Source organism: Bradyrhizobium sp., from assembly GCF_022844465.1.
Lineage (GTDB): Bacteria > Pseudomonadota > Alphaproteobacteria > Rhizobiales > Xanthobacteraceae > Bradyrhizobium.
On sequence record NZ_JALHLP010000009.1, the window covers coordinates 1 to 24,033 of the forward strand.

The following is a 24,033-nucleotide window of genomic DNA, read 5'->3' on the forward strand; positions in this document are numbered from 1 at the left end:
CCTTGCCCCTTTCCAAAGCGGGATGACGTTGGTACATACCCCTCGCACCCGATGGCTTCGGCCCGGGTCGTCTTCTCAGGAAGCCTCTGGACGGGATCGATCGGCGCCCAACAGGCGTTGGCCGGGTTCATTTCAGGTTCGGTTTTCGGAAGGCTTGCAACGGTTTAACGCGGGGTGGAGCAGCCCGGTAGCTCGTCAGGCTCATAACCTGAAGGTCACAGGTTCAAATCCTGTCCCCGCAACCAAACCTGATATTGGTTTCATGAGGTCTTCATAAAGGCCGTCCTTCGTTCCGGGCGGCTTTTCCGCGTTGGTGTGCGGTGTCGCGAATTCTTGACGTTTTTTCGGCTGGGCAATCGACGCGAAGCCGACGAAGCGCGGGCCGCATACTGAAACGCGCAGCCCGGCGGCGACGTTGCTGAAGCCGCACCAATCCGTTACGTCATGCCTCCGGGCATGAAACATTGGATCTCGACATGTTCAGGTCCGTCGAGCCCCCAGGTATAAACAGGCCAGACCATGGTTCGACCGGCATGGTTCGGTTCGGTAATGACAGCATCGTCAGGCACTTCCCACCAGGCTCCTTCGACGCGGACGCGATAGTGGCCGTTTACGCTTTCCCAGCCGACATCTGCAAGGGGTCCTCCGGCTGTGGTGGAGCAGCACGGCCCCTTGCCGCTCTTGAGACTCTGAAGCCACGACTTGATGGGCGAACCTGCAAGCGGCCCGTCCGGGTTGCTGTCGGCCTGAGCTGAATTGAGGCCCGACACCGTCAGGATGGCGATCATGAAAGATATCCTGCTTCTGGCGGATAGGGGCCTCGACGGGGGGATCAAGGGCTCGGGCGTTTCAGCTTCCCGCCGCGCATTGTGAACGGCGATGACAGCCAGAGGGTGCGCCGCGATCAGGCAGAAGAAAGCCACGCCTTCGAGAGTTATCTCCATCATCAGCTCCTGTTGCCCGAAGACGCAAAAGTCACTTTTCCGGTGTTGACCGGCACGACGGGGCGAACCCGGCAACGGGCCGGATCCGGCAACGCCGTCGGACCCGGAGAAACTCCCGTCGAGTTCAGAAAGCCTGAGAGTCCTGCTCGTCGGCCGAGCGTTCTTTGTTGGAGGCCGGCGGCCGCCCTCAACGTGGCCACGAATCGAAGCCGGGCACGCCGCCCGGCGCGTTCGGGTCCCAGTCGAACTCGAGGTAGCCGAAGGCGAAAGATTTTTGCGCCAATGCTGTCGCTGGCCCGGGCACGGCGACAGCCATGCCCTTTGGCGCGGCAGCGATCATTTCGATGGACGCCGGCGCCGCTGTCTTGCCAACCGGCCATGACTGCCGAGGGTCAAGCGTCGTACCGGCCATCGGCACATGTGCCGGGCCGCAGATAGTAACGACGGCAACCACAACGACATGCGGAAGAGAGATCATTCTTGATGAGCTTCGCACCATCGCACGTGCTCCTTGCTTCGACCTTCACGTGCTGACGCTTTCATGGTCTTGATCGTGCCGCATCATCCGAACGGATGACTGGGCGCTGCCGTCCCGCGCCCGGAGATTTTTCGATCTTGCCTGCGCCGTCCTTCAAGCGCAGAGTCTGAGAAATTGGTCAGCTCTGCACGAAAGCGCCCAACCGGGTGATTCTTTACCCGTCCCCATATCGCCGCCACGATTGGTCAGTCGCCCTGCCGCAGGGATGGCGCAATCAGATGCACGATATCCGATGCATTCTGACGAGGATCGTATGATCGACCGCCTGGTTTTCATCGCCACTATCAGCGCCGTGATAACCGCTTGGCCGCAAAAGCTTGCGGCGGGGCCTCACAGGGAAAAATCGGATACGTTCACCCCGTCACGGTCAACCCGAGCCATCCCAGCTTTTCGATCTTGCAAAGGGAGTGGTGCCGTTTGGGGTACCGCGCGCCATGCGGTGCCGGCGATGTACGAATTTCGTGAGTTCACGGTGCAAGGGGGGCTGATCAGCTACGGAACCAGCCTTGTGGACGCTTATCGCCCGGTCGGCGTCTATGCCGGCCGCGTCCTCAAGGGAGCGAAACCCGCCGACCTGCCGGTCGTGCAGTCGACGAGATTCGAACTGGTCATCAATCTCCAAACGGCCAGGGCGCTCGGCCTTACCATCCCGCCGACGCTGCTCGCCCGCGCCGACGATGTGACCGAGTAGGTGAGGCTGTCTGTGTATAGGCTTCTTGCTGACCACCCAACGATCGGGTTACCCGACAAGATGGTGATTGCTCACGTCCTCGCTGAGTTGTTTGATCAAGGACGCCTCGAGATTCCGCAGAAAGAGGGAATCTTTGGCAATGCAGCGCGTAACGCGCACTTCGAGCAGTGGTAGCGGTGGGAAATTCTCTGCGTCGTCGAGCTCGCGTATCCCGGTTACCAGGGCGGACTCCGCCATGACTGCAACAGCGTATCCAGCGCGCACAATGGCCTGGAGCCCCGCCAGTGAATAGGAGGTGTAGGCGATCCAGTGCCGCCGTCCCACGCGAGCGAGGGCGTCGAGCGCCCACCGGCGATAGTTGGAATCCTCAGCTGGAAGAAGCGCGAGCGGAACGGGGTCTTCGTTGTGCGCGTCGCCTCCCGTCGCCCAGACGAGACGCTCGCGGTGAAGCACAGGGCTTTGCCCCAGGCCCTCGCCCTCTCCGACGAAGGCGATCTCCACTCGTCCGTCCGTGCACATCTCATACAGATCATGGGAAGGGCCGCACACCACTTCGACCGAGAGCTTTGGATAGGAGCTAGCCAGCACGCGCAGAACGCGCGGCAGAAGAGCCTGGCCGTAGTCCGCGGATATGCCGAGTATCAGGTTGCCCGCAGTGCCGGACGCCCTGCTGAAATCCAGGATTGCGTCCTCGTGCGCGCGCAAGATGCGCTTGGCATGAATCAGAAGGCGCTCCCCCTCGGCCGTTGCCTTGATGCCACCGGGCTCACGCTTCAACAGCGGGTGGCCGACCTGCTCCTCAAGCTTCTTCATCTGCAGACTAAGGGCCGATTGCGTCCGTCGGACCACGTCGGAAGCAGCCGTGAAGCTCCCTGTCTCCAAGATCGCCACGAAGGTCCTCAGCAAGTCGATATCCAGCATCGGCTTGAGCTCCGGTGACGGTCTTGGGGTCCATAAGGCGCACTCAACCCGCCCTTGAAGAAAACCAATTTGCATCGGCCATCGTCAAGAGGCATCTAGGACCCGCTTGCTCCCGGCGCATGGGGCGGTCGAGGGAATTGCTGATTGTTGAGGTTTCCGTCGCGATGTCTCGCCCAGATCTCCCGCGTGGCCAGAGAGCGATCGACTTCTTTCCTCGATTTGGGGTTCCGTTCTTTGCCGATCGGTGGCCTACTGTGCCGGAGCGACCCGCGATAATGATCCACGGGCTGGTGGAAAAGCCGGTCACGTTCGAGTTGGCTGCGCTCGGCGTTCTGCCACGTCATGAGGTCATTGCGGACTTCCACTGTGTCACGACGTGGACTCGGGCTGGTGTCAGGTGGGGTGGGTACCGCCTTGAGGACGTGATGAACACGCTTGTTCTGCCGCAAGCGCGGCCTCAGCAGGCGGCTCGATATATGCGTTTCGTGTCGCTCGATGGATACGAGGTCTGTATCGACCGGCGTGATGTCGACGCCGAGACTCTGCTGGCGGACCAGCTCAATGGCGAACCTTTGTCGCTCGAACACGGCGCGCCGCTTCGTCTCGTAGCTCCCGCTCTCTATGGCTACAAGAACCCCAAACACGTCAATCGCGTCGAGTTTCTGGCCAGTTATCGCCGCGGGCGCGCGGAGCGGCAGACGCTCGCTCATCCTCGCGCACGCGTCGCATACGAGGAGCGCGGGCGGATCCTGCCGGGCTGGCTCTATCGCTACGCCTACCGGGCGCTTATTCCCCTCACCTTGGCCTCGTACGCACGCGCGGCAAGAATTGTCGAACGTCAATCCTGATCTGACGAAACTCCAAGGGGACCGGTTTCCGGTCGGCGCCATCGGCGGCCACAAGGAATCGGGCGGTGTTCGATTCCCGATCCGGCAAGCTGGCGCTGCCGCTTGGCGGCGCGCCGCCAATATGCGCGGTCATTCCGCCGATACATCAACCCTTGCTTCGGGACGATGGAGTCGCTGCAAACATGTCGGCGATGATGTTCTCGTACCAGCCGGTACTTTCCGCGTAGTTCTGTTTTCTGAGGCCGGCATCCTCCCCCTTCTGAGACACGAACGAGCCCGAAGGATCCAGCTTGCCGTCCTTCGGTGCATAGGTTGCGCCGACCTTCACGGCGTCGTCGGGCGCCAGCAGCGACCAGCAGGTGTTGTGGTAGCGGACCGGGAATCTCTCCTTGCCGGCGAGCTCGGCCAGGATATCTGCCGCGACCGCCTTGGCCTGGCTGTTTGCGGAGAAGGCCGACTTCGGCATCTCGGCGGCAATCGAGGCGTCGCCCAGAACGTACACATCCTTAACATTTCGGGACAAAAAGTTTTCCGGATTGACCGGACACCAGTCCTTCTCGGCACAGCCGGCCCTGACCGCGATCTCGCCGGCGCGCTGTTGCGGTATGATGTTAGCCACATCGAACCTTACCCTCCTGCCGGCCTTGGTCTCGACCTCCCTGGCCTTGCCGTCGAGCCGGACGACGGTGAAGTCGTCGATTTCAGTGCTCAGGTTCAGCTCAATGATGTCCTTGTAGTACTTGTCGAAGGCTTCGGTGAAAACCGGCTGCTTCGAGAACGCCTTTTTGGGATCAAGGATAACGAGCTTCGACCTGGGCTTTCTGGTTTTGAGGTAATGCGCTATCATGCAGGCGCGCTCGTAGGGCGCGGGCGGGCAACGGAACGGAACGTTCGGCGTCACCATCAACACGACGCCACCGTCCGGCATGGCTTCGAGTTGCCGCTTCAAGAGCTGCTTCTGCGCGCGGTCGGTGTTGTAGGCGTGCGGAAAGAGCGCGGCGGCTTCCCGCGAATAGCCGGGGACCGAGTCGTACTTGATATCGATGCCCGGCGAGAGCACCAGCCGGTCGTAAGAGAAACTCGTTCCGCCCTGCGTTCTTACAGTCTTGCCGACCGCGTCGACATCGGTAGCCCGGTCGTGAACCACCTTGATCTGGTGGTTGCGCAACCGGGCATAGCCATGATCGAGGCTCTCGAGCGAGCGGATTCCGCCGATGTAGAGGTTTGAAAAAAACGAGGAGCTATAGGTTGAGTTCGCCTCGATCAGCGTGACATCGATATTCCTGGCATCCTTGACGTAGTGCGCCACCGTCGCACCGCCGGCACCGCCGCCGATGATGACGACCTTGGGCGTCCGCTGGGCGATCGCGAACGTAGGCAGCCCTGATACGGCGATAACGCTTGCACCGCCTGCGCCAACAACCTTTCCGAACTCGCGCCGTGTGAGCCTCGACATCTGTATCTCCCAGTTTCAACAGCCATAGCTAGCGCGCAATCAACGATCTGCGAGGCAAGGGAACGCCGTGCTACGGCGGCTGCGGCACGATGCGGATGTAGGGCCTGGGTGCCTTCCACCCCTGGGGATATTGCTTCTTGGCGTCTTCGTCGGAAACGGAGCCGGCGATGATCACGTCATCGCCTTGCTTCCAGTTAACCGGCGTCGCCACTTTGTGATTTGCGGTAAGCTGCAGCGAGTCGATCACGCGCAGAACTTCGTCGAAGTTGCGGCCTGTGGTCATCGGGTAGGTTAGGATCAGCTTGATCTTCCTGTCCGGCCCGATGACGAACACGTTGCGAACCGTCTGATTGTCGGTCGGGGTGCGGCCTTCGGACCGGTCGCCGGCTTCGGCGGGGAGCATGCCGTAGAGTTTGGATACCTTGAGCTCGGGGTCGCCGATCATCGGATAGTTGGGGGCATACCCTTGCGTCTCCTTGATGTCGTTCGCCCACTTCGCGTGGCTGTCGGTGGGGTCGACCGAGATGCCGATGATCTTGACGTTCCTCTTCTCGAACTCCGGTTTGATCTTGGCCATGTAGCCGAGCTCGGTGGTGCAAACCGGCGTGAAGTCCTTGGGATGCGAGAACAGCACGGCCCAGGAATTGCCGATCCACTCGTCGAAGTGGATGAGCCCCTCCGTGGTGTCGGCCTCGAAGTCGGGGGCGGTGTCGCCAATGCGCAAAACCATTTTCGTTCTCCTAACCCAGCTTTGTTCGGACTGATCCGATCGGTTATCGGTCCCGTTGAGCGGTCGGAAGGGCCGATACGCTACAGCCAGCTTGGATGCATCTTGACGATGGCCGATGCAAATTGGTTTTCTTCAAACGCGAGTTGAGTGCGCCTTATAGACCCTGAGAGCGTCAGTCAGGCGCCGCGTCGCCAACGCGAAACATCATTTTGATCTCCTTGATGTAAACTCGTGCCAGTCGATGGCGTTCGGGACGGAAGCGCGCACGGCGCTGCCTGCACATAGCGCCAACGACTGGTCGGAGCTTGGAGCGGATCTGAATTTTTGCTGTAGAAAACCTGAATTCTTGGTATGATATTCCTCCAACGACCGAAGGACCAACGGCCCGCGGACGTCGCGGTGTTTGGTATCGAATGGTTTCGCAATGATCTTTCGCATCAATGACTGCTCGATCGATACCAACGCCTACGAGGTGCGGCGCAGCGGCAAGGCCGTGCCGGTCGAGCCGCAAGTATTCGACTTGCTGCTGCTTTTGCTGGAGAACAGGGATCGGCTTGTCACCAAGGATGAGATCAACGATCGCATCTGGTACGGCCGGGCCGTGTCCGACGCGGCGCTCAACAGCCGCATCAAGTCGGTTCGGCAGATGATCGGCGACAGCGGCGCCTCCCAGCACTTCATACGCACGATCAGGGGCAGGGGGTTTCGTTTCGTTGGCGAGGTCAGTCAGACCCCTGCCGCGGTTGACGGTAAGGCAGAAGTGGCGTCGGCGGTTTCGGAAGATGCGCCCATTGCGGCCTTTGGCATGCCGGCGGGACCCCGCATTGCCGTCCTGCGGTTCAATAATGTCTCCTGCGAGATAAATTCGAAATTCCTCGGCGACGCCATTGTCGAGGAGGTCGCCACCCAACTGACGCGATATTCCGAACTGCGCGTCGCGACTCGGGCCATCACAACCGAGTACGAAGGCACCGAAGCCAACATTGGCGACATCGGGCGAAGGCTCGGCGTGGAATTCGTTGTGATGGGCAGCCTGCGGCAGGCGGGCGACCGGATGCGGGTCACGGCGCATTTGATCAGGGTAGCCGATGGCCAACTGCTTTGGGCCCAGAACTATGAAGCCCTGCTCGCTCCGGCGGACATATTTGCAATCGAGGATGATATCGCAAGCAAGATCGTCGCAACGATTGCGTCGATCTCGGCCGGTGTGATCGCGCGCGAGACACTTGGCCAAGGACGCGGAAAGCCGCCAAGCGAATTGAGCGCCTATGAGAGCGTTGTCCGGGCGAACGAGGTCATGCAGTCGGGTTTCTCGGCCGCTACGCATCTCGCTACCCGCACCTGCCTCGAAGCTGCAGTTGCAAAAGAGCCGGATTACGCTGCGGCATGGGCCGTTCTCGCCTGGGTGCACACGTTGGAATACACCTATGGCTATAACGCAAGGGCTGGCCTAGATCCGCTCGAGGCAGCGCTCGTTGCTGCGCGCCGTGCCATAGACCTTGCGCCCGCGAATCCCGTATCTCGGTTTGCGATGGCGAGGGCCGCCTACGTCATGCGCGACTTGCATCTGTTCTATGCCGAGGCGTCCAGTGCGCTAGAGCTGAACCCACATGATCCGCTGCTGCTGGGGAACCTGGGGAACTGGCTGGCCTTCTCCGGCCGTTGGGAAGACGGTGTGGTGCTGGTAAGAAAAGCGATTGCGTTGAACCCGAAGGGCTACCCACGTTGGTGGCACGCAGCGCTCGGCAAGGACCACTACCGCAAGGGAGAGTTCCAGGAAGCGCTTGCCGAATTCAAGAACATGAACTTGCCGGGCTGGTGGTGGAATCAGGTGGAGCTGGCCTACACCTACGGTCAGCTTGGTGATGTCGAGAATGCCTGCGCGGCTGTCAAAAAGCTTCTCGAACTCTATCCGGCTTTCGATCTCGAACAGGCGGTCATGGAGCACCGCGTGTACAGTTTCCCGCAGTCCTACATCGACCTCGCGGTCGATGGCCTCAGAAAGGCTGGAATCCCCGAGAGGTCCGCGCGCACGGCAAAACGCTGAAGCTTGCCGCGATCCCGTGCCTGCGGAACCCAGAAGCCGGACACTCACCGTATGATCGACCGCCGGGTTTTCATCGCCACTATCAGCGCCGTGATAATCGCTTGGCCGCAAGAGCTTGCGGCGCAGGCCTCACAGGGAAAAATCGGATACGTTCACCCCGTTACGGTCAACCCGAGCCATCCCACCTTTTCGATCTTGCAAAGGGAGTGGCGCCGCTTGGGGTACGTTGAGGGCGAAACCCTTCTTGCTCGTTCCGCGGCAGCCCACGCCAAGAGCGCTGCAATCCTTCACCCGTTGCCGTATCTCGCAGAGGGTGCAGCACACTTCACGGTGCCCGCTTGTGGGTGTTCGGCAGAACCCGTGGTTCTCGGCCCAGAAGGCGCTACCGACGGCCCATACCGGCATTCGGGCTAGATGCCGCTGAAGTAAGCCGATCACGGTCGTAAGAAAGATCGAGCAGCTGCGCGCTGTCGGGCCTGATTGCCTCGCCGAGCGCGGCGAGTTGCGCGGCCGCTCCGGCCGGCGCGATCCGGCCCACCGTCTCGATGAGGGCGAGTATGCGACTGATCACGTCGGCGTCGGCAAGGGCGTAGCGCGCCACCGCAACCAGCGATGGGCATGCCAAGGCTTCGAGGGTCTCGACCTCGGTCACGACACGCAGCCGGCCTTCTTTGTCGTAGCGTCGGCGGGGGCACATCGCGTGCCGCCAAACGCATGAGCGCTTCTTCCATGCGGTCCAGGCAATATATAGCGGTCGTCGGGTCGTTGATGCCGGGGGACAGGGCGCGCTGGGCAATCTCGACGATGCGGCGAAGAGCGTGCGCCACGTCCTGATCGGGCGAGCGGTCCGGACCGATAACGAGGGTCCCCCTCAATGCGTCCGCAATTTCGGCCGGAATGCGTTTGGATGGTGAGGCGGACAGCACAACCTGCTGCTCGATCACGAACCGGCCGGGCCGGGCCTCGATCCAGACCACGAGGTTGTGTTCGGTTGCCATGCGCATCAGAGCTTCTGTGTCGAGGCGTTTCACGTAGCCGCTCTCGGCCGCCTGGATGCATACTTCGCGATCGGCGAAGTCGCCCAACGCGTCCCGCCGAGCCGCCCGCGGAGCATCGTCTGGCGGGTCCTGCCCGAGGCGCTCGGGATAGAGCTGGTCGATTGCGGCGTTTGTCTCCGTTGCCAACTGCGCCAGCACCGTCTCGATGCGGATCGCGTTTGCGACATGATGGATGAAATAGATCAGCACTCCCAGGCTCGCGAGGGCGAGCAGCACGCCGACCGCGACCGATAGGTGAGGCACGCTGCTCGCGCCCTCCGTTCCCCGCACCGTGCGCAACACGAGGAGGCAGTAGGCGAAGGTGCTGATGAAGGTGCCGAGAACGACCTGGTTGCCCCGATCGCGCATGGCGTTGCGCAGGAGCCTCGGCCCGAACTGCGATGAGGCGAGTTGCAGCGTCAGCATGGTGATCGAGAAGGTGAGGCCAGCGACCGTGATCATCGACCCTGCGATGGCGGAGAGCACGGCCCGCGCGCCTTCCGGTCCGAAGCTGTAGAGCCAATCCAGCTCGCGGATCGCTCGACGCTAAGCCCCTCATCGACCTCGACAAGAGCATAGGACAGCCCAATGGCAGCGCAGGCCATCGCCGAGGGCAAGAACCAGAAACTGGTGCGCAAGCGATCCCACAGGCCGATCAGTCGTGTGGTCGACAGGTAGGAGATAAGCGCCTCCAATGACGGCTGAACTTCAGGTTAGCAGAACTACCACCCGTCCGGACAAGGCTCGACGCTACCGGCGACATCATGCTAACGGAGATCGCTGGTGCCTCTATCAACATGGAACCGACTTCCACTTCGGTCGTTCGTCCCGACCGATCAATCTGGAGGCAAAATGAACGGCGAGGCCGTCGAACCCACACTGCGCAAGATCGAAGGCCTTTTTGAAGCCTTCTTCTGGGCTCTACCGAACCAGCCGCGCGCAAGGTAGCATGCTGCAAGCCGGACCGCCGCGCCAGCATCAGGGGCACCGGCCCGCTCGCCGCGGGCAGGCTTCGGCCTTCCGAACCCTTCTGTCGAGCGAGGCCGCGGGCGGGCTCGTGTTGATGGCGGCTGCGGTGCTGGCGCTCGTGGTGGCGAACTCCGCTCTGGCCCCTTCCTACTTCGGCGCGCTCAAAGCCTATCTGGGCCCGCTTTCGGTGCTGCATTGGATCAACGACGGCCTGATGGCGCTGTTCTTTCTCCTGGTCGGTCTGGAGATCAAGCGCGAGCTTCTCGATGGTCAGTTGCGCACCTGGTCCGACCGCGCCTTGCCAGGCCTCGCCGCGCTCGGCGGCATGCTGGTGCCGGCGCTGATTTACGTCGCCTTTAATTGGAGCGAGCCGGCTACCTTGCGTGGTTGGGCGATTCCGGCCGCGACGGACATCGCCTTCGCGCTCGGCGTGCTGGCGCTGCTGGGCTCCCGTGTCCCGGTGTCGCTCAAGGTGCTCCTGACCGCCATTGCCATCCTCGACGATCTAGGGGCGGTTGCAATCATCGCCTTGTTTTATACCGCCGACATCTCCGTGCCCGCGCTCGCCGGAACGGCGGCCGTCTTCGCTTTTCTGATCGGCCTCAATCGCGCCGGCGTTGTGGCCCTTGCTCCCTATCTCGTCGCGGGTGCGATCCTTTGGGTGTTGGTGCTTTTTTCGGGCGTGCACGCCACCATCGCCGGCGTGCTCCTGGCCGCGACGATCCCGCTCACCCCAACGCCTGGCAGACCCGAGGGTGCGGCCTGCCCGTTGATCCGCCTGGAACACGCGCTTCAGCCCTGGAGCGCGTTCCTCATCGTGCCCGTGTTCGGCTTCGCAAACGCCGGTGTCTCGTTTTCCGGCATGAGCCCGGCGGCACTCCTTGCCCCCGTGCCCCTCGGCATCGCGCTCGGTCTCTTTGTCGGCAAGCAATTAGGGGTGTTCGCGTTCGCCTGGGGAGCGATTCGCTTCAACCTCGCCGACCTTCCGGCTCACGCCACATGGGCTCAGTTCTATGGCGTGGCGCTCCTCTGCGGTATCGGCTTCACGATGAGCCTTTTCATCGGGCTGCTGGCCTTTCCGGCATCGGAAGCGCTCCAGGACGGCGTCAAGCTCGGCGTTCTTGCAGGCTCGGTGGCATCAGCTCTCGCCGGGGCGGCGCTGCTGCGCTTGGCGCGGCCCGGACGCTGATCGCGTGCGTGCGCTGCCGAGCGACAAATGGTCTCGGCCGAGTTCACGTCCGCGCTGGTGGCGGCGAGGACCGATCCTTGTCCCCACTGTCTGGCCGCGTGTGCGGACCAAAGGGCGTCGGGTGCCGGTCGACGATCGAATGAGGCATCGCGAATTCCTCACACCTCTCGGCGCTGCGGCGTGGCCACAGCGATGCACGCTCAGCAGCCATCGTTGCCGGTGATCGGGTTCGAGAACCCGCATCGCGACCCCTCAAGACTTCGCCTCGCCATCCCCCGGAAGCTGCTCGCGCGCGCCGGCGCTCCGCACAAAAAATCAGACTGTCCATCATGCGAACGGACCTGCTCGACGGCCATTCCAGGGCGTGTCGAGGTAGGCTCGTGCTGAACCCTCGCGACGACTACGCGGCGGTTCAGTCCTCGAGCCTCGGCAAAAAGGGGCCGCGCGAGCCGGGCGCGCCGGGCGTGACCATGAATGCGCCGCTGTTCGAAGGCCTGCTGGAGAGCCGGGCCCTGGAGCGCGGCACCTGGGGGTCCGCGCCGGTGCCGGGGCTGGAGCGCAAGGCCGGTGACCATGTCGTCGAGAAGGACCGCATGAGCGCATGGGAAGGCACCCGGCTCGAGACGATTCTGAAAAGCCTGCGCCGCGACGTGGTGATCGTGACCGGCGCCTGGACCAACATGTCGATCGAGCACACCGCGCGCACCGGTGCCGACAAGGGCTATGTGATGGTCGTGCCCGAGGATTCTTGCTCCACCATGAGCGCGGATTGGCACAACGCCTCGATCAACTATGCGCTGCAGAACGTCTCTGCGGTGACCAGGACCGACGCGGTGATCGCGGCGCTGCGGTGAAGACTGGAAACTGATCCGGGTTGAGCTCCCGCATAAGTCCATGGCCTCGCTGAGGCCGTCGCAAGGACGCGCATGCAAGCCGCACCCGCGTACCAGCACCGGCGGTGGTGCCGACGATGTAAGTTGCCGCCCGCGACATGGCAGATTCGGGCCGGCGCTGTCGCTGCGCGGCCTCAGCCATTGCTAACCTTGTTGACCTAGTTTTGCGTCCAACGCGCCAGGTTGCGCGCTGCATCGAGGTGAGCAGACCCCCGCCCATGTCAAACATCGTAACCTTCCCGGCGCCGCAATCGTCAGGGGCGCCCGCGGCGCCTCATCGGGGCGACGTTGGCCCGCCGATCCCGGAACTGATCTCCCGGTTTACGGACATTCACGCGAAGGCGAAGCGGGACATCGGCGACGTCATCCTGATGCTGGAGTTGGCGCTTCGCCAAGCGCGCGAGGTCTCGCGCATGATGGGCGATGCCGGCGGCAACGGCTTCGACCGGCAGATCGCCATCCTCGAAAGCCAGCTCGAATTCGCCAGGGACGAGACCCGCAAGCTGTGAGCCGTGCCGGCGCGGCCCGATCCGGGTGGCCGGCAGCCACCGGATGGCGGGGCTTAATGGCGCCCAGGTATTCGCGCTGCCGTTAGCAGCAACTCATTGGGGCCTTCCCATCCGCTCGGCCCTTGATATTTGCTGAGCGCCCGCTCCATGTCGGCCCACGCTGCTTCGGCCGTGGCCGAGTCCAGGCGCTGTACAATTTCCACGATCGGACCTGCCGAGGTTCGTACGAAGTTCACATAGTGTTTGACGGTCGGCAGGCTGAACGGCGCCGCGATTCTTATTGTCGCAATTTCGCTGAATCCCGCCTCGCTGAAAAGTTCGTCAATGAGGCCGGGTTTGCCGAGGCTGAGCAGTCCACCGGCCTGATACGGATCGCGCGGCGGCAGGCCGGCGTATCTTAGCGCCGTCGACATCAGCGTTGTCACACAGGGATTGGCCTGCGGCGCGCCGAATACCATGGTGCATGCTCTGCCCCCGGGTTTGAGCACCCGCGCCATTTCGCGCAGTCCCCGCAGGGGATCCTCGAAGAACATCAGGCCGAGCCGACAGACCACGGCGTCGAACCGTGCGTCTTCGACACGCAGCTCTTGTCCGTCCGAAATGCGCGTCTCGACCTTGTGATGACCCGCGGCTGCCGTCTGCCGTGCTGCAAGTTCAAGCATCGCCGGCGAGAGATCCGTGGCCAGCACGTGGCCCTGGGGACCGATTTTCTCAGCGATGTCCAGCGTCTGGTCGCCGGCGCCGGCGGCCACGTCGAGCACGTGGGAATCACGTCTAACTCCCGCCATTTCGAGCATGGCTTGCGTCGCCTGGTGCAGCCAGGGGCGAATGATGGCGCCAGATTCATTCCAGCCCTTCGCCGTCTCGTTCCATGGCGCGCGCATCGCCGCGGTGGCCAGATCATCGTCACCAGAAGACTTGCCGTTCATGGTATCTCCAGCCAATGGGTTGCAGCGGCGCGCTTTTAATTTGCACTCATTGTGTCTTGACGGCGTCCTTGCGGACAATGCCTTTCCATTTGACCAGTTCGGTCTGGAGATGGGTGGCAAACTGTAGCTGCGAATTGTTGACCGGCTTGTATCCGAGTGCTCGCAGTCTGTCCTTCACCTCTGACGTCGACATGATCTGAACAATCTGCTGATGCCGGCGCTTGACGAGGTGGTCAGGGGTTCCCTTGGGCACCAGGATCCCATTCCAGAACCCAACCTCGTGGCCGGGTACTCCCGCCTCTTCCAGGGTTGGAACATCGGGGAATTCCGGTGCGCGCGTCTTGTCGGCAACCGCCAGCAAACGAAGTTTTCCATCGCGCACAAGCGGGGCGACGACCGGGAGAGCGAGGTGCAGAATCTGCGTGTGCCCGGCAACCGTCGAGGTGACGGCTGGAGGCCCACCCTGGAACGGCACGTGCACGACGTCGAGCCCGAGCGTATTCCTGAACAGCCGTTCGCTGGCCAGATGCGGTGAAGAGCCATAGCCAGGCGACGCGTAATTCAACTTGCCGGGGCTCGCCTTCACCAGAGCGACAAGTTCCTTGATGGTGGTCGCGGCGACGGAGGGGTTGATCGAAATCGTTTCAGGCGCCGATATCAGGAGTATGACCGGCGTAAAACTGCCGGGAACCTCGTAAGAAAGCTTTTCGCCGATGGCGGCCTGAACGACGAAATTTGGATTGACGATGACCATCGTGCAGCCGTCGGGCGCCGCCCTGGCGGCCGCAGCAGTGCCGATCATCCCGCCGGCCCCTGGCATGTTCTCAACATAGAACTTTTCGCCGGCCTCGGAAAGCTTCTGCGCAAGCAGCCTTGCGACCACATCGTCGGGCGACCCTGGCGGGTACGATACAATGATTTTGACGGGTTGACCGCATTCAGCCCTGGCCGGCTGCGAGATGGCGGTCGACGCGACGCATATTGCGATCAACAACGGAATCAGCGGTCGCGATTGGCTTTTCATCTCGATCTCCCGGATGCGCGTGTCAGTAGGAAACGGATCGTGGTCGCCTCATCAAAGCGCCGGAAACCTAGACAACCGGGGCAAAAGCGACAGCCGTGGGATTGCGGTGCCCCGCCGCAGAAGTGCATAATGGCCAATGTTCGATTGGAACGATTTGAAGTATTTCTTGGCCGTTGCTCGGCATCACAGCACGACCGCAGCTGGAAAAGCGCTGGGGCTCAGTCAATCGACGGTGCAAAGGCGTTTGATCGAGCTGGAACGCGCGATCGGGCAACCATTGGTGAAGCGTAATCCGTCAGGCTATCGCCTCACGGAATTCGGCGAGGAACTGATGCCTTACGCCGAGCGCATTGAAGCGACCGTGATCGACTTCGAGCGCCGGGTAGCCGATGAGGCCCATGATCTCACCGGCACCATCCGGGTGACCTGTCCCGAGCCGATCATAGGCCGGATGACGAAGTCTTCGCTGATCGAACGCTTCCAGCTCCGCCATCCGAAGCTTCGAATCGAGTTTGTGACGAGCGATCGTTACCTCGACCTGTCGAAAGGCGAGGCGGATGTCGCCTTCCGGTCCGGCGATACCGACGATGAACTTGTCGGCCGCAAGGTCGCGGAATCGATCTGGGCTGTCTATGCCAGCCGCGGCTACATCGAACGGTTTGGAAGGCCGGAGAAGGTGGATGATCTGCCAAACCATCAGCTTGTCGGCTTCGACGAAACGCTCAGCACGCACCGCGCATCGGTATGGCTCCAGAACGTCGCGCCGGACGCCAGGATATCGGCACGCACCAACAGCGTGCTGGGCCTCATCCAGGCAGTGAAGTCGGGATTCGGCCTTGGGCCGCTACCTGCGGTGCTCGGCGACGCAGAACCGGATCTCGTGCGGGTGCTGGGACCAATTCCGGAACTGTCGCGAAGCTGGCGCCTGCTGACCCATCCTGACCTCAGGCGTGTTCCTCGTATTGCGGCTTTCTTCGACTTCATTCTCGCAGAACGAGAGCTGGTAAGGTCCGTTCTGGGCTGAGAAGCCACGCTCGAAGGGTCAGGCGATCTGATTTGCCAGGGACGAGACCCGCAAGCTGTGACGTTTCACCGCGCCTGATGCGACGCGGCGCGCTGCCTAGCGAGCATGCGGTCCGGGCTTACCACGATGATGCCGGCACCATGATCATCCACGAGACCCCGAACTTGTCGGCGACGGCGCCGAAACGCTTGGCGAAGAACGTCGGACCGATCGGCATCTCGATTCGTCCATCCCTGGCCAACGCCTGGAACAGGCGGTCGGCCTCGGCTTCCGTAGCGACGCTGATCGACAGCGACATGCACTGAAAATCGATTGGCCCCGACTTCATGCCGTCCGACATCATCAGGTCGGTGCCGGCGATGCTGATCTCGGCGTGCATGATTCGCTCGTCGAACTCAGCCGGTACCTTGTCGCGCGGCGGCTTGTCGGGATTGTCCTTGAAGCGCATGACGAGCCCGATCCGCGCGCCCAGTGTATCCCTGTAGTAGTTCATCGCTTCCTCGCAGCGACCGCGAAAAAACAGATAGGGCTGCACTGCCGGAGCGGCAGTGTGGTGCCGGCCGACGAACGGTTTGAAGCCGCCCCAGAACATGCGCTTGCCGTCGAGCGGCAGAGATTGCGGATCTAGCTGCTTCATGCGGGGATCGGCCATCGCCTTGGCGTTCACCTCGTCCCGGTCCGCACGCGAGCGGTAGGAGATGAGCGCGACGATGACAAATTCGTCGTCCTTGAGGTCGACGCTCCGGGGGAACGAGGTCCACTTGCCGGGCTGCACGTCGTCGGCCTCGACCTCGACATAGGACAGCGCGCCATGCTCTCGCCAGACCTTCGCGGCCGTCTCGGCGAGCGTTCTATAGTCGGCGGCCCTGGCCTTTGGCACCGGAACGACAAAGATGTCGGTGTAGACGTTCATGCTCCAATCTCCGATATTTGATGGTGTGGTGAATGTTGATTGCCGGCCGATCTGCCCCAAGGACGGCGGAGGTGCAGCCATCCCGACAGGCTGCTTCGATTTTTTTTACTTCGCCGACGGGCGACCGTTTCGCCGCGCCTTGATCCGACGTGGCGGCCGCCATCGGTCTTCGGCAGCCCCCGCCAATCTTGCCACGCCGGATCGCATTGCTATATCAGGGCGTTCCGATCGTTCGTCTGCGTGTGAGCCCCCCATGACTGCCGCGTCCCCCGAATCCCAGCCGTTCCAGGCCGAGGTCGCCGAACTTCTGAACCTGATGGTGCACTCGGTCTATTCGGAGACCGATATCTTCCTGCGCGAGCTGATCTCGAACGCGTCGGACGCCTGCGACAAGCTGCGCTACGAGGCGATCTCGGCGCCCGGGCTGATCGCTGACGGCGCGCCGCCGGACATCCGCATCGTGCCGAACAAGGCGGCCAACACCCTTGCCGTGGTCGACAGCGGCATCGGGATGGACCGTCAGGAGCTGATCGACAATCTCGGCACCATCGCCCGCTCCGGCACCAAATCCTTCCTGTCCCGTCTCACCGAGGCCCGCGACGGCGCCAATCTGATCGGCCAGTTCGGCGTCGGCTTCTATGCCGCCTTCATGGTCGCCGAGCGCATCGTCGTCACCAGCCGCCGGGCCGGTTCGGCCGAGGTCTTTGTCTGGTCGTCGTCGGGCGGCAGCGGCTTTGAAATCGCAGCCGGTAGCACGGCGGACGCCGCGCGCGTTGCGCGCGGCACCGAGATCGTCCTGCATCTGAAAAAGGACGCGGCGAAGTATCTCGAGAGCCACGAGATCGAGCGCATCGTCCGCGCCTGGTCCGACAACATCCAGTTTCCGATCCTGCTGGTGCCGGAGGAGGGCGAGCCGCGCCAGATCAATTCGGCCAGCGCGCTGTGGCAGCGGCCGAAATCGGAACTGGCGGGGGAGGACTACAAGGAGGCCTACCGGCAGATCGCCGGCGCCTTCGACGAGCCTGCGATGACGCTGCATTACCGCGCCGAGGGACGGCAGTCCTATGCGGTGCTGCTGTTTGCGCCATCGCAAAAGCCGTTCGACCTGTTCGACCAGGCCCGCAAAGGCAAGGTCAAGCTCTATGTCCGCCGCGTTTTCATCGCCGACGACGCCGAGCTGCTGCCGGCCTATCTGCGCTTCATCCGCGGCGTCATCGACAGCGAGGACCTGCCGCTCAACATCTCGCGCGAGATGCTGCAGAACAATCCGCAGCTGGCGCAGATCCGAAAAGCCGTCACCGGCCGGGTGATCGCCGAACTGGAAAGCCTCGGCGACAAGGAGCCGGAGGCGTTTGCGAAAATCTGGGACGCGTTCGGCCCGGTGATCAAGGAAGGCATCTGGGAGGATTTCGAGCGGCGCGAGAAGCTGCTGGCGCTGTCGCGCTTCACCACCACCGCCGGCGAGAAGCGTTCGCTCAAGCAATATGTCGAGGACCTCAAGCCGAACCAGACCGAGATCTACTACCTGACCGGCGACAGTGTCGAGCGGCTGAAATCCAATCCGAAGCTTGAATCCGCGGCCGCGCGCGGCATCGAGGTGCTGCTGCTGACCGACCCGGTCGATGCGTTCTGGACCTCGGCGCCGCTCGATTTCGGAGGCAAGCCGCTGAAGTCCCTTAGCCAGGGCGACATCGATTTCGCCCTGATCCCGTTGCTGGATGAAAAGGCCGACGTCGCCAAGGACGAGGCCGGCGCCGATGCGGCCACGACGATAGCGTTGATCAAGGACGCGCTCGGCGATCGCGTCTCCGACGTGCGCGCCTCGCAGCGACTGACCTCGAGCGCGTCGTGCCTGGTTGCCGGCGGCGGGGCGCACGACCGCATGCTGGAACGGTTGCTGGCGATGCAGAACAAGGGCCCGACCACCCGCCCGGTGCTGGAGATCAACCTGCGCCATCCCCTGGTGGCGGCGATCGCCGGCAGCAAGGAGACGGCCGCCGACCTGTCATTGCTGCTGCTGGAACAGGCGCAAATCCTCGACGGCGAATTGCCGGAAGACCCGGCGGCGTTCGCCAGCCGGCTCAACGCGCTGGTGCTGCGCGGCGTCGCCGGCGGGTAACCACGTTGATGTGCGATTACCGCCTGACGCGGGTCCAGGTTTCGCCGCCGCAGAGCGCGCCGACGCAGCCCTCGACCCTGAGCGTGCTCGTCCCTGTCACCGCGACGCTGCTCGCATAGTGCGAGCCATCGTCGGCGTTGTAGATCCGGCCCGACCATTTGCCGGGCGCAATGGGCCGCATGGCCGTGAACAGCGGCAGGCCGATCATCGGCCGCCGCCGCAGCGCCGGGTTCGGATTCTTGTCGTCGACCTGCGGCTTGCCGGTGGCGGGATCGATCGGATCCTTCAGCCCGACGATCACGCCGCAAATTCCGCCGCCGCATCTGCTGACGCGCACCCTGGCGTCGCCGGCCTGGGTCAGCCAGACCCCGGTCGGCTCGCCGCCTTGTTGCGCGCGGGCCGATGGCGCGGCCAGCACGGCCGTGATGATCGCGATGAAAAAAGCCGTCCTGCAGGCCATGAATCAGTCCTTGAAAAAATCACGCCTGCTTATCAACAAATCCGATTCGCGCCATCATCGATTCACGACGGTGTATTGTCGGGCCGTCATTTGCCCCAGCGCGTCAGATGGATCGACAGCGCCGTTCCGAGGCCGTAAACGACCATGGCGGCGCCCGCCAGCGCGAACAGCGTCGATGCTGGCGCTCCCGTTGCAGCCAGCCACCAGCCACCGACGCCGACCATGAGCAAGCGCGCGGTTCCCGCCATCACCGGACCGCCGACCTTCGCCGCACCTTGCGAGGAGAAGTAGAGGCAGGCGCCCATCCCGAAAAATCCGAACGCCGGGCCGGCGAAGGCGAAATAGGACGAGGCCGCGGCGGTAACGCCGGGGTCGCTCGTGAACAGCGAGATCCAAACCGACGGTTTCACCGCGACGACGAGCCCGATGATGCCAAGGGTGAGGGCGGCCGCGGCGCCGGCGGTCCACGCCACCCTTCGCGCGCGGCTCACGAGCCCGGCGCCGATCGCCATGCCGACCATCGGCACCGAGGCGACACCGAAGGCGAACGCGATCGGAGTCAGCAAAAATTCCAGCCGCGCGCCCATGCCGTAGCCGGCCAGCGTCTCGGTGCCGAAACCGGCCAGGATGCTGGTGAAGATCAGCACGGTCAGCACGGTTTGCAGCGGCGACAGGCAGGAGACCGCGCCGACCCTGAGAATGTCGAGGAACATCTCGCGCTGGAACCGGAAGCCCGAGAAGCTCAGCGTCAGCCGGCTGCGGCCGCTGACGAGGTACCAAAGCAGATACATGGCTCCGAGCGTGAACGCGGCAAGCTGGCCCGCGGCGACGCCGGCCATGCCGAATCTGGGCAGGCCGAACAGCCCGAGGCCCAGCGCGCCGCCGACCGCGATCTGCACCAGCGCGGTGCCGATCAGCGTCGCCGAGGGAATCCGCATGTCGCCGGTGCCACGCACCACCGAGGCCAGCGTGTTCACCAGCCAGATCGCGGTCGCGCCCGAGAACAGCACGGTCGAGTATTGCATGGCCTGGTCGAGCACGCCGCCGCGCCCGCCGAGCAGCGCGTAGAATTCGCGGCCGAAGCTCAGCATGACCGCGGTGAAGAACAGCCCGGCGCCGGCGCCGATCATCGCCGCGTGCAGCGCCAGCGCCGCCGCGCGCTCGCGGTCGCCGGCGCCGATCGCGCGGCTGATGGCGGAGGAGACGCCGCCGCCCATCGCGCCAGCGGACATCATCTGCGTCAGCATGACGAACGGAAACACCAGCGCGATTCCCGCCAGCGGTTCGGTCCCGAGCCGGCCGATGTAGGAGGTTTCGGCGACGGCTACCAGCGTCGTGCCGACCATCGCAATGGCGTTGGGGAGCGCGAGCTTCAACAGCGTCGGCAGGATCGGCGCGGTCAGGAGGCTGTTGACCGCCGCCGACGGAACAGTCGTGGGGCGCATGTCGGGCAAGGCGTCAACGGTCATGCGTCACCGGCGTTTTCAGATCGAATAGATTATGGATGACATATTACGATCTTGTGCCGGCGCAAGCCAGCCCCGGCCACGCAGGGGTCACCACGGCAGGCCGCACAGGTCGATGACGCCGTCGCGCGGCGCGCGGGTGAAGTCGAATATAAACGGCGCCATGGCGTCGAAGCGAACCCGCCCCTGCGGTTGTTCGGCATAGACCTCGCCGCTGAAGCGATGCCAGCCGCGCGCCTGATAGAACGCCTCATTGTTCGGCTCGCAGAACAGCAGTGCGAACCGGACGGCCTCGTGGTGGCGCAGGGTGCTGATCGCGGCGTTGAGCGCCAGCGTGGCGTAGCCCCGTCCGCGGCAATCCGCGCGGGTCGCGACCCCGCCGATGCCGCCGATCTCGACCTTGCGCCCGTCCCAGGTCGCGGTTCGGAAATAGACTCCGGCATGACAGGCCAGTCCCGTGTCGTCCGGCGCGTCGATCAGCACGCGCAGATCGGCATCGGCCCATTTGACGTGGCCCCAGGAGAGCTGCTCGACGACATGGCGCGGCCAAACCGCATCCAGCAGCGGCTCCGCCACCGGCCATGACGCGTTGGCGTTCAGGACGTCGATCTCGATACTCATTTCGGTTCTCCGCCGCGCCATAGCGCATGGCCGTCGGTCCCGCATAGGCCAAACGCGGCGACACGTCACGCAAGATTGCGGTGTTTAAGACCCGCGGAACCTTCTATAAGGGGGGCCCGTTACACCACGTCTCCCATCAGTTCGGACATCACCCCATGACCTTCACGCTGCCCAATCTCCCTTATGCCCACGACGCCCTTGCGCCGCACATGTCCAAGGAAACGCTGGAATACCACCACGACAAGCATCACCAGGCCTACGTGACCAACGGCAACAACGCTATCAAGGGCACCGAATTCGAGGGCAAGTCCCTTGAGGACATCGTCAAGGGCTCGTTCGGCAAGAATCCGGCGGTGTTCAACAACGCCGGCCAGCATTACAACCATCTGCACTTCTGGAACTGGATGAAGCCGAACGGCGGCGGCAGCAAGCTGCCCGGCCGCCTGGAAAAGAAGATCACCGAGGATCTCGGCGGGCTTGAGAAGTTCAAGACCGATTTCGCCGCCGCCGGCGTCGGCCAGTTCGGCTCCGGCTGGTGCTGGCTGTCGGTCAAGAACGGCAAGCTCGAAATCTCCAAGACCGCCAACGGCGAAAGCCCGCTGGTCTACGGCGCGACGCCGATCCTCGGCTGCGACGTCTGGGAGCACTCCTACTACATCGACTACCGCAACCGCCGCCCGGATTATCTCAAAGCGTTCGTCGATCACCTCGTCAACTGGGACTATGTCGACCAGTTGTTCGCAAAGGTCTGACGCTTCATCATGTCATTCCGGGGCGATGCGAAAGCATCGAACCCGGAATCTCGGGATTCCGGGTCTGGTCCTTCGGACCATCCCGGAATGACGGAAGCAAAAGGGGGCGGTAGCTGCGGTTGCCGCTCTTTTCGTTGGGACGTCTGCCTTCCGATCCTTGCGGCCACCACCCGCTTGCGGCACAAGCGACCTGCCGGATTACTTCGCCGTTTGGAATTTGTGCGATGAGCTATCTCCTGGTCTTTGTCGGCGGCGGCCTCGGCGCGACGCTGCGCCATCTCGTCAATCTTGCCTGCGCGCGCTGGATCGGCGCGGGATTTCCCTGGGGCACGTTCCTCATCAACATCTCGGGCTCGCTGGCGATGGGCCTGGTCGCCGGCTATCTCGCCTTCAAGGGCGAGGCGTCGCAGCCGTGGCGGCTGTTCGTGACGACCGGCATCCTCGGCGGCTACACCACGTTCTCCGCCTTCTCGCTCGATGCGGCGCTGCTTTATGAGCGCGGCGCGCTTGGGCTGGCCGCGCTCTACGTGCTCGGATCGGTGGTGCTCTCGATCGCCGGGCTGTTCGGCGGGCTGGCGCTGGTGCGCCAGTTCAGCTGAACGAACGCCGCGCACCGCCCTCGCATGGGCGTCCCTTGAAGGCGCATGGGTATCGGCGAGCTTCCGTTTGCTTCGCCGCGACGCCGGGACTAAGCAGGGTGGATTCTCAATCACCCGCCAAACCCCAACGCCTTGTCAGAACCTCCGATCAAAACCCCGGCGCCTGCCGACGACGCCGAGCCGCGCCCAAGGCGCGGCCGCAAGCCGGTGGGCTGGTCGATGATCTTCATCGGCGCCCTCGTTGCGGTCTGCGTCGTGCTGGTGTGGCGGCGCGACGGCGTCGACGGTGTGCTCGGCATTCTCTCCCATGACGTCGTGCTGTTCGGGGAAATCCTGCCGCGGGTGCTGGCCGGCTGCCTGCTCGGCGGCTTCATCGCGGAAATCCTGCCGCACGAGAAAGTCTCGCGCGCGCTCGGGCCGAACTCCGGCCTGAAGGGATTGCTGATCGGAACCGCGTTCGGCGCGATCCTGCCCGGCGGTCCCTTCACCGCCTATCCGGTGGCGGCGGCGCTGCTCACGGTCGGGGCCGATTTCGGCGCGGCGATTGCGATGGTGGTGAGCTGGACCCTGATCGGCTACGGCCGGGCGGTGGCCTGGGAGCTGCCGATCCTGGGCCCCGATTTCACGCTGTGGCGGATCGTGATCTCGCTGCCGATTCCGGTTCTGGCCGGCGCGCTCGGGCGCTTCGCCTATGTGCGGATGTACCGCAAGGGCGGGCGGCCATGACCGCGAGCGCGCTGATCATCGACGTCACGCTGTGGGGCGCGGTCGCCGTGCTCGGCTTCATGGCCTGGCAGCGCGGCCGCGTGGTGCTGGTGTCGTCGGTGCGCGAAGGCACGCTGGACTTCATCAACATCGTGCCAAGAATCGCGCTCGGCGTGCTCGGCTCCGGCTTCATCGCCGCCGTGATCCCGCCTGAGGTCATCACCGGCTGGCTCGGGCCGGATTCCGGCTGGTTTGGGGTGCTGACCGCCGTGGTCGCGGGCGCGGCGACGCCGGGCGGCCCGGTGGTCGGATTTTCGATCGCCGCGGTGGCGATGAAGGTCGGCGGCGGCTCGCCGCAGGTGATCGCCTATGTGGTCGCCTGAGCGCTGTTTGCGTTTCAGCGCATGATCCTGTGGGAGATCCCGTTCATGCCGGCCCGCTTCGTCTGGTTTCGCGCCACGGTGTCGCTGCCGTTCCCGTTCCTCGCCGCAGCGATCGCGATGGCGATCGGCAAGCCATGAGGCAGGAGACAGGGCCGTTATCATTCTGCTCGCAGATCCCGAATGCCGACGCTGGTTGAGCGGCCGGCGTGCCCCCTTCACAGCACTGTTATTGCGATTGATCGCGCGCTTGGCCTCCCTGATCTGGG

Annotated in this window: 23 protein-coding genes, 1 tRNA gene and 1 pseudogene; 13 read left to right on the forward strand and 12 right to left on the reverse strand. The window is 63.5% G+C overall.

Going from position 1 to position 24,033, the window contains the following annotated elements; genetic code table 11:
• Window positions 1-168 precede the first annotated feature (168 nt).
• A tRNA-Met gene (locus Q0D31_RS15225) sits at window positions 169-245 on the forward strand.
• A 192-nt stretch (window positions 246-437) separates the two neighbouring features.
• Here the strand turns inward: Q0D31_RS15225 and Q0D31_RS15230 are convergent.
• Window positions 438-788, reverse strand: coding sequence for a hypothetical protein (locus tag Q0D31_RS15230; protein ID WP_291852843.1), 351 nt, complete (start codon window positions 786-788; stop codon window positions 438-440).
• Window positions 789-1,131: 343 nt separating this feature from the next.
• Window positions 1,132-1,443: a hypothetical protein gene (locus Q0D31_RS15235; protein ID WP_291852460.1), complete on the reverse strand. Its 312-nt coding sequence runs from the start codon at window positions 1,441-1,443 to the stop codon at window positions 1,132-1,134.
• A 487-nt stretch (window positions 1,444-1,930) separates the two neighbouring features.
• Here Q0D31_RS15235 and Q0D31_RS15240 point away from each other — a divergent pair, with 487 nt between their 5' ends.
• On the forward strand, window positions 1,931-2,173 hold the full coding sequence (locus Q0D31_RS15240; protein ID WP_291852463.1) for an ABC transporter substrate binding protein: 243 nt from the start codon (window positions 1,931-1,933) through the stop codon (window positions 2,171-2,173).
• A gap of 48 nt (window positions 2,174-2,221) precedes the next feature.
• On the opposite strand, the gene Q0D31_RS15245 is transcribed toward Q0D31_RS15240, so the two are convergent.
• Window positions 2,222-3,094, reverse strand: coding sequence for a LysR family transcriptional regulator (locus tag Q0D31_RS15245; RefSeq protein WP_291852466.1), 873 nt, complete (start codon window positions 3,092-3,094; stop codon window positions 2,222-2,224).
• Between the two features lie 275 nt (window positions 3,095-3,369).
• On the opposite strand from Q0D31_RS15245, the gene Q0D31_RS15250 reads away from it, so the two are divergent.
• Window positions 3,370-3,942 (forward strand): molybdopterin-dependent oxidoreductase, encoded by a 573-nt coding sequence (locus Q0D31_RS15250; RefSeq protein ID WP_291852469.1) that lies wholly within the window; start codon window positions 3,370-3,372, stop codon window positions 3,940-3,942.
• Window positions 3,943-4,087: 145 nt separating this feature from the next.
• Here the strand turns inward: Q0D31_RS15250 and Q0D31_RS15255 are convergent, their stop codons facing one another.
• Together Q0D31_RS15255 and Q0D31_RS15260 are read right to left on the reverse strand one after the other, a co-directional pair.
• The gene (locus tag Q0D31_RS15255; protein ID WP_291852472.1) at window positions 4,088-5,398 is read right to left on the reverse strand and encodes an NAD(P)/FAD-dependent oxidoreductase; all 1,311 of its coding nucleotides are present in this window, start codon (window positions 5,396-5,398) and stop codon (window positions 4,088-4,090) included.
• 70 nt (window positions 5,399-5,468) lie between these two features.
• Window positions 5,469-6,128 carry a peroxiredoxin gene (locus Q0D31_RS15260; RefSeq protein ID WP_291852475.1) on the reverse strand — a complete coding sequence of 220 codons (660 nt, stop codon included), beginning with the start codon at window positions 6,126-6,128 and terminating at the stop codon, window positions 5,469-5,471.
• A 424-nt stretch (window positions 6,129-6,552) separates the two neighbouring features.
• Between Q0D31_RS15260 and Q0D31_RS15265 the strand changes: the two genes are divergently transcribed.
• Window positions 6,553-8,175 carry a winged helix-turn-helix domain-containing protein gene (locus tag Q0D31_RS15265; RefSeq protein WP_291852478.1) on the forward strand — a complete coding sequence of 541 codons (1,623 nt, stop codon included), beginning with the start codon at window positions 6,553-6,555 and terminating at the stop codon, window positions 8,173-8,175.
• A 434-nt stretch (window positions 8,176-8,609) separates the two neighbouring features.
• On the opposite strand, the gene Q0D31_RS15270 is transcribed toward Q0D31_RS15265, so the two are convergent.
• Entirely contained in the window at window positions 8,610-9,698 is a 1,089-nt protein-coding gene (locus tag Q0D31_RS15270; protein ID WP_291852481.1) for a DUF2254 domain-containing protein, read from the reverse strand.
• A gap of 463 nt (window positions 9,699-10,161) precedes the next feature.
• Between Q0D31_RS15270 and nhaA the strand changes: the two genes are divergently transcribed.
• The 3 genes and pseudogenes from nhaA to Q0D31_RS15285 all read left to right on the forward strand — a co-directional run bounded on the left by nhaA (window position 10,162) and on the right by Q0D31_RS15285 (window position 12,772).
• Window positions 10,162-11,370, forward strand: a complete 1,209-nt coding sequence (nhaA, locus tag Q0D31_RS15275) for a Na+/H+ antiporter NhaA (protein WP_291852484.1) — start codon at window positions 10,162-10,164, stop codon at window positions 11,368-11,370.
• A gap of 446 nt (window positions 11,371-11,816) precedes the next feature.
• Window positions 11,817-12,224 (forward strand): annotated as a pseudogene (locus tag Q0D31_RS15280) (cysteine hydrolase); the annotation flags it as partial.
• A gap of 257 nt (window positions 12,225-12,481) precedes the next feature.
• The gene (locus Q0D31_RS15285; protein ID WP_291852487.1) at window positions 12,482-12,772 is read left to right on the forward strand and encodes a hypothetical protein; all 291 of its coding nucleotides are present in this window, start codon (window positions 12,482-12,484) and stop codon (window positions 12,770-12,772) included.
• Between the two features lie 53 nt (window positions 12,773-12,825).
• Here the strand turns inward: Q0D31_RS15285 and Q0D31_RS15290 are convergent, their stop codons facing one another.
• Together Q0D31_RS15290 and Q0D31_RS15295 are read right to left on the reverse strand one after the other, a co-directional pair.
• Window positions 12,826-13,701 (reverse strand): class I SAM-dependent methyltransferase, encoded by an 876-nt coding sequence (locus Q0D31_RS15290; RefSeq protein ID WP_291852490.1) that lies wholly within the window; start codon window positions 13,699-13,701, stop codon window positions 12,826-12,828.
• Between the two features lie 46 nt (window positions 13,702-13,747).
• On the reverse strand, window positions 13,748-14,725 hold the full coding sequence (locus tag Q0D31_RS15295; RefSeq protein WP_291852493.1) for a tripartite tricarboxylate transporter substrate-binding protein: 978 nt from the start codon (window positions 14,723-14,725) through the stop codon (window positions 13,748-13,750).
• A 136-nt stretch (window positions 14,726-14,861) separates the two neighbouring features.
• Between Q0D31_RS15295 and Q0D31_RS15300 the strand changes: the two genes are divergently transcribed.
• Window positions 14,862-15,749: a LysR family transcriptional regulator gene (locus Q0D31_RS15300; RefSeq protein ID WP_291852496.1), complete on the forward strand. Its 888-nt coding sequence runs from the start codon at window positions 14,862-14,864 to the stop codon at window positions 15,747-15,749.
• A gap of 118 nt (window positions 15,750-15,867) precedes the next feature.
• Here the strand turns inward: Q0D31_RS15300 and Q0D31_RS24000 are convergent, their stop codons facing one another.
• A complete protein-coding gene (locus Q0D31_RS24000; protein WP_366518524.1) occupies window positions 15,868-16,662 on the reverse strand; it encodes a DUF1428 family protein in 795 nt (264 codons plus the stop codon).
• A gap of 253 nt (window positions 16,663-16,915) precedes the next feature.
• Between Q0D31_RS24000 and htpG the strand changes: the two genes are divergently transcribed.
• Window positions 16,916-18,781 carry a molecular chaperone HtpG gene (gene htpG / locus Q0D31_RS15315; RefSeq protein ID WP_291852499.1) on the forward strand — a complete coding sequence of 622 codons (1,866 nt, stop codon included), beginning with the start codon at window positions 16,916-16,918 and terminating at the stop codon, window positions 18,779-18,781.
• A gap of 16 nt (window positions 18,782-18,797) precedes the next feature.
• On the opposite strand, the gene Q0D31_RS15320 is transcribed toward htpG, so the two are convergent.
• The 3 genes from Q0D31_RS15320 to Q0D31_RS15330 all read right to left on the reverse strand — a co-directional run bounded on the left by Q0D31_RS15320 (window position 18,798) and on the right by Q0D31_RS15330 (window position 21,328).
• Window positions 18,798-19,241 (reverse strand): DUF2147 domain-containing protein, encoded by a 444-nt coding sequence (locus Q0D31_RS15320; RefSeq protein ID WP_291852501.1) that lies wholly within the window; start codon window positions 19,239-19,241, stop codon window positions 18,798-18,800.
• 86 nt (window positions 19,242-19,327) lie between these two features.
• A complete protein-coding gene (locus tag Q0D31_RS15325; RefSeq protein ID WP_291852503.1) occupies window positions 19,328-20,710 on the reverse strand; it encodes an MATE family efflux transporter in 1,383 nt (460 codons plus the stop codon).
• 87 nt (window positions 20,711-20,797) lie between these two features.
• On the reverse strand, window positions 20,798-21,328 hold the full coding sequence (locus Q0D31_RS15330) for a GNAT family N-acetyltransferase (RefSeq protein ID WP_291852506.1): 531 nt from the start codon (window positions 21,326-21,328) through the stop codon (window positions 20,798-20,800).
• A gap of 155 nt (window positions 21,329-21,483) precedes the next feature.
• On the opposite strand from Q0D31_RS15330, the gene Q0D31_RS15335 reads away from it, so the two are divergent.
• From Q0D31_RS15335 to Q0D31_RS15350, 4 genes are all read left to right on the forward strand, one after another.
• Window positions 21,484-22,080: a superoxide dismutase gene (locus tag Q0D31_RS15335; RefSeq protein WP_291852508.1), complete on the forward strand. Its 597-nt coding sequence runs from the start codon at window positions 21,484-21,486 to the stop codon at window positions 22,078-22,080.
• Between the two features lie 224 nt (window positions 22,081-22,304).
• Window positions 22,305-22,679, forward strand: a complete 375-nt coding sequence (gene crcB, locus Q0D31_RS15340) for a fluoride efflux transporter CrcB (RefSeq protein ID WP_291852511.1) — start codon at window positions 22,305-22,307, stop codon at window positions 22,677-22,679.
• A gap of 132 nt (window positions 22,680-22,811) precedes the next feature.
• Complete coding sequence (locus Q0D31_RS15345; protein WP_291852515.1) at window positions 22,812-23,405, forward strand: permease; 594 nt, start codon at window positions 22,812-22,814, stop codon at window positions 23,403-23,405.
• The gene (locus tag Q0D31_RS15350) at window positions 23,402-23,767 is read left to right on the forward strand and encodes a hypothetical protein (RefSeq protein WP_291852518.1); all 366 of its coding nucleotides are present in this window, start codon (window positions 23,402-23,404) and stop codon (window positions 23,765-23,767) included. The genes Q0D31_RS15345 and Q0D31_RS15350 overlap by 4 nt, the downstream gene beginning before the upstream one ends.
• Window positions 23,768-24,033 lie beyond the last annotated feature (266 nt).

What these genes read in the sequence shown, in the direction of transcription:
- Q0D31_RS15230 (WP_291852843.1), bottom strand. Translation starts at nt 788, where the DNA reads ATGATCGCCATCCTGACGGTGTCGGGCCTCAATTCAGCTCAGGCCGAC.
- Q0D31_RS15235 (WP_291852460.1), bottom strand. Translation starts at nt 1,443, where the DNA reads ATGGTGCGAAGCTCATCAAGAATGATCTCTCTTCCGCATGTCGTTGTG.
- Q0D31_RS15240 (WP_291852463.1), top strand. Translation starts at nt 1,931, where the DNA reads ATGTACGAATTTCGTGAGTTCACGGTGCAAGGGGGGCTGATCAGCTAC.
- Q0D31_RS15245 (WP_291852466.1), bottom strand. Translation starts at nt 3,094, where the DNA reads ATGCTGGATATCGACTTGCTGAGGACCTTCGTGGCGATCTTGGAGACA.
- Q0D31_RS15250 (WP_291852469.1), top strand. Translation starts at nt 3,370, where the DNA reads ATGATCCACGGGCTGGTGGAAAAGCCGGTCACGTTCGAGTTGGCTGCG.
- Q0D31_RS15255 (WP_291852472.1), bottom strand. Translation starts at nt 5,398, where the DNA reads ATGTCGAGGCTCACACGGCGCGAGTTCGGAAAGGTTGTTGGCGCAGGC.
- Q0D31_RS15260 (WP_291852475.1), bottom strand. Translation starts at nt 6,128, where the DNA reads ATGGTTTTGCGCATTGGCGACACCGCCCCCGACTTCGAGGCCGACACC.
- Q0D31_RS15265 (WP_291852478.1), top strand. Translation starts at nt 6,553, where the DNA reads ATGATCTTTCGCATCAATGACTGCTCGATCGATACCAACGCCTACGAG.
- nhaA (WP_291852484.1), top strand. Translation starts at nt 10,162, where the DNA reads ATGCTGCAAGCCGGACCGCCGCGCCAGCATCAGGGGCACCGGCCCGCT.
- Q0D31_RS15285 (WP_291852487.1), top strand. Translation starts at nt 12,482, where the DNA reads ATGTCAAACATCGTAACCTTCCCGGCGCCGCAATCGTCAGGGGCGCCC.
- Q0D31_RS15290 (WP_291852490.1), bottom strand. Translation starts at nt 13,701, where the DNA reads ATGAACGGCAAGTCTTCTGGTGACGATGATCTGGCCACCGCGGCGATG.
- Q0D31_RS15295 (WP_291852493.1), bottom strand. Translation starts at nt 14,725, where the DNA reads ATGAAAAGCCAATCGCGACCGCTGATTCCGTTGTTGATCGCAATATGC.
- Q0D31_RS15300 (WP_291852496.1), top strand. Translation starts at nt 14,862, where the DNA reads ATGTTCGATTGGAACGATTTGAAGTATTTCTTGGCCGTTGCTCGGCAT.
- Q0D31_RS24000 (WP_366518524.1), bottom strand. Translation starts at nt 16,662, where the DNA reads ATGAACGTCTACACCGACATCTTTGTCGTTCCGGTGCCAAAGGCCAGG.
- htpG (WP_291852499.1), top strand. Translation starts at nt 16,916, where the DNA reads ATGACTGCCGCGTCCCCCGAATCCCAGCCGTTCCAGGCCGAGGTCGCC.
- Q0D31_RS15320 (WP_291852501.1), bottom strand. Translation starts at nt 19,241, where the DNA reads ATGGCCTGCAGGACGGCTTTTTTCATCGCGATCATCACGGCCGTGCTG.
- Q0D31_RS15325 (WP_291852503.1), bottom strand. Translation starts at nt 20,710, where the DNA reads ATGACCGTTGACGCCTTGCCCGACATGCGCCCCACGACTGTTCCGTCG.
- Q0D31_RS15330 (WP_291852506.1), bottom strand. Translation starts at nt 21,328, where the DNA reads ATGAGTATCGAGATCGACGTCCTGAACGCCAACGCGTCATGGCCGGTG.
- Q0D31_RS15335 (WP_291852508.1), top strand. Translation starts at nt 21,484, where the DNA reads ATGACCTTCACGCTGCCCAATCTCCCTTATGCCCACGACGCCCTTGCG.
- crcB (WP_291852511.1), top strand. Translation starts at nt 22,305, where the DNA reads ATGAGCTATCTCCTGGTCTTTGTCGGCGGCGGCCTCGGCGCGACGCTG.
- Q0D31_RS15350 (WP_291852518.1), top strand. Translation starts at nt 23,402, where the DNA reads ATGACCGCGAGCGCGCTGATCATCGACGTCACGCTGTGGGGCGCGGTC.